This is a genomic window from uncultured Alistipes sp. (assembly GCF_902388705.1).
GTDB lineage: Bacteria > Bacteroidota > Bacteroidia > Bacteroidales > Rikenellaceae > Alistipes.
The window spans coordinates 1-3,193 of sequence record NZ_CABMQJ010000110.1 but is presented as its reverse complement, the minus strand read 5'-3'; the positions used below and the strand labels follow the sequence as shown (position 1 = coordinate 3,193).

The following is a 3,193-nucleotide window of genomic DNA, read 5'->3' as shown; positions in this document are numbered from 1 at the left end:
CGGACGCACCCGCCGCGCCGACGCAGGACAGGATTCCTTACGACAAAATCACGGATTTGCCCGAACCTCCGGCTGCCGCCGGGGTGCCTGCCGGGCCGGATAAGCCGGCTGCGGGAAAAGACGCGCCCGCCGTGCCGGATGCCCCGAAGGGAGGGGATGCGGCGGCCCCGGCGGTCGATGCGTCGAAAGCCTGCCGTTTTACGTTCTACGGCACCGGCTGTTCCGTGTCGCTGGAGGCGAAGCACCGTTTCCGCCTCGCCTCGCTGCAGGAGAGCAGCGTCGCCAATGCGTGGGAGCGGGTGGCAGGCGGTTCGTACGACGCTGCGGCGGCGGAGTGCGCCGGCCTGAAAAAAGCGATGCAGCTCAACGACTGGGGCTATTACGACCTCGTGCGCACGCTCGGCGATGCCTTTTGCGGCGCGAAGTCCGGCGAATCGGTCGTCCTGCAGTCGTTCCTGATGGCGGAAGCCGGATACAAGGTGCGGCTGGCCCGGGGCGACGGACGCCTCTACCTGCTGCTGGCGATTGACGGGCAGGTTTACGGACGGCCCTACTTCCGCATCGACGGGCAGGTGTTCTACGTGCTGGACGACGTGCCCCGCGCTTCGTCGTACAGCATCTGCAACTTCAGCATTCCGGGCGAGCGCCCGCTGTCGCTGGCGATGCCCGTGCCGCCCCTCTTCGCGCAGAAGCCCGCCGCGCCTGCCGTCCGCAACGGCGCCGGGATCGAAACCTCGGTGACGGTCAACCGCAACCTGATGGATTTCTATACGAACTACCCGCCGTGCTACTGGAGCGTCTATGCATCGACCGTGTTTACCCCGGCCGTGAGCGGACAGCTCTATCCGGCGCTGCGCGCAGCGCTGGCCGGCAAGGGCGAGTACGAGGCGGTCAACCTGCTGCTGCACTACCTCCATAAGGCGTTTGCGTATAAAACCGACGATGCGCAGTTCGGTGCCGAGCGCACGTTCTTTGCCGAGGAGATGTTCCATTATCCTTACAGCGACTGCGAGGATCGCTCGATTCTTTTCGCGCGGCTGGTGAAAGACCTCCTGCAACTGGAAGTCGTGCTGCTCTACTATCCGTCGCACATAGCCACGGCCGTTTGTTTCAACGACCGGGTGAAAGGCGACTACATACAGCTCGGCGCAAAGCGCTACATAATCTGCGACCCGACCTATATCGGCTCCGATGCGGGGGAGGCGATGCCCGACATCAAAAATACGCCGGCCGAGGTCGTCCGGATTGATTAACCCTTAAAACCGATTCGCCATGTTTTGTCCCAACTGTGGAAAAAAATGCGGGGATGGCAACCTCTTCTGCGCTGACTGCGGCACGAAGCTGCCCGTAAGCCAACCTGCCGCTCCGGTGCCCGCGCCTGCCGCCCCGGCAGCCCCCGCTTGCGGGAACATGTCCGCTTCCGGCTCCAAGGAGTCCGGGAACCGGATGGCCGAGGGGGCGATTTTCACCAACCTGCGGGTGCTTGCCCTCAAATTCGGAACCGATGCCGCGACGGTGCGCAAACTGCTCGCAGCCTATGCCGAGGCGTCGCTCGCACACGGAATCCGTTATCATATCGTCGATGCCGGCGATTACCTTTTCCTCAATCCCGAAGCGGGAAACAACCGCGCCGTCGGCCTCTCGCCGTCGGATTCATGGGCCGACCATGCCGCCCTCGTGGCCGACTATTACCGTTTCGGCCGCAGCACGGTCAGCGACCAAACCAACTACCTGTTCATCGTCGGCGGGGCCGACGTGATTCCGATGCCCGTCGTGCCGCAGTATATTTCCGACCCCGATTACAGCGATACGGACATCGATACCGACATCCCGTATGCCTACCTGCTGGGCGAGCGGACTTATCCCCTGCTGGGAACGGCCGGAATTTTCCAGTACGAGCAGTATTTCCACGTGGGACGCCTGCCGCTGGCCGCCGACGCTTCGCTGGACGACCTGGCCGGCTACCTGCGCCGTGCGGCGAAAGCCCCCGGCACGGTGTCCGTCGGACGGGCTTACGGCCAGACCGACCTGACGTGGCTGTCGGCTTCGGCTTCGGTGAGCGAGCCTTTCCGCCGCTATAAACTCTACCGGGGCGACGATCGGCTGGACGAGCGCATCTATGCCCGGAATCTTTTCATCAGCCCCTGTGTCGAGCGTTCGATTGTCGAAAAAATCTTCGACCGGAACGCCGACCTCTATTATTTCAACCTGCACGGCAGCGATGCGCCGACGGCGTGCAGTTTCTACGCTTCCTACCGGCAGCAATGCTACGAGGCCATTACGCCGCGCCAGCTGGCCGGTGCCGAAAAGCCGAACGTGGTGGTGACCGAGGCGTGCTACGGCGGCAAGTTTCAGGACTACGGCCGTGGCGAAACGATGTTGCTCGCAGCCATGGGCGACATGACGCTGCTCTACCTCGGTTCGTCGCGCATCGCCTGGGGAGCCTCGCAAAGCAGTTCGACGGCCGACCTCGACAATGCCGACCGCCTGACCTGCGTCTACATGGACGGCCTGCTCGACGGGTATACCGCCGGGGAGGCGCTGTATCTCGCCCGCCAGAGCTTTTTCGACTTGAACGACGGTTATTTCACCCCTCACCAGGCGCTTACGATTGTTGAGTTCAACCTGTTCGGCGACCCGTTCCTGCATGTCGGAACGCGCCGTGACGATACGAAAACGGCTCCCCGCGAGGTCAGGGCGCTGGCGAAAGGCCCCGTCAACGCCGTGGTCGAACGCAAATGCATCTACGAGGCCGCTCCTGCGTCGCTGCTCGACGAGGTGCGCAATGCCGTCGACCGCAACCTGATGCAAATCCGCGCGGTGGTGGACAGGCAGCTCTACGAACAGCTGGGCGTCGAGCCGCGCAGCCTGTCGACCGTCACCCGCATCAAATACGGCAACGGCGACGAATTCTACGCTTTCAACTACGTGCAGGGCGACGCAACGATCAGGAGCTGCCATACGGCGACCACGGATATGAAAGGGAATGTGAAATCAATAATATCAACCAAATAGAACGACTACTATGAAATGCCAGAATTGTAATTCCGAACTCATGGAGGGTGCGAAATTCTGCACGACCTGCGGTACGCCCGTCGCAGCGGCGCCCTCGGGCCCCGTCTGCCCGAAATGCAACGCCCCGCTGCTGCCCGACGCCAAATTCTGCACGACGTGCGGCGCTCCGGCAGGGAGT

General features: G+C 62.8%; 3 protein-coding genes. All 3 read left to right on the top strand.

All coding sequences use genetic code 11. The annotated features are described in order from the left end of the window. On the top strand, positions 1–1,253 hold a 1,253-nt coding region (locus QZT71_RS12205), incomplete at its 5' end, for a hypothetical protein (protein WP_295916614.1). Between the two features lie 19 nt (positions 1,254–1,272). After that, positions 1,273–3,015: a C25 family cysteine peptidase gene (locus QZT71_RS12200; RefSeq protein WP_295916611.1), complete on the top strand. Its 1,743-nt coding sequence runs from the start codon at positions 1,273–1,275 to the stop codon at positions 3,013–3,015. A 10-nt stretch (positions 3,016–3,025) separates the two neighbouring features. Next, positions 3,026–3,193, top strand: a 168-nt coding sequence (locus QZT71_RS12560) for a zinc-ribbon domain-containing protein (RefSeq protein ID WP_367112547.1), incomplete at its 3' end; no start/stop codon positions are given.

Bases quoted from the DNA above. Each gene is read 5' to 3' on its own strand.
- QZT71_RS12200 (WP_295916611.1), top strand. From the start codon at position 1,273: ATGTTTTGTCCCAACTGTGGAAAAAAATGCGGGGATGGCAACCTCTTC.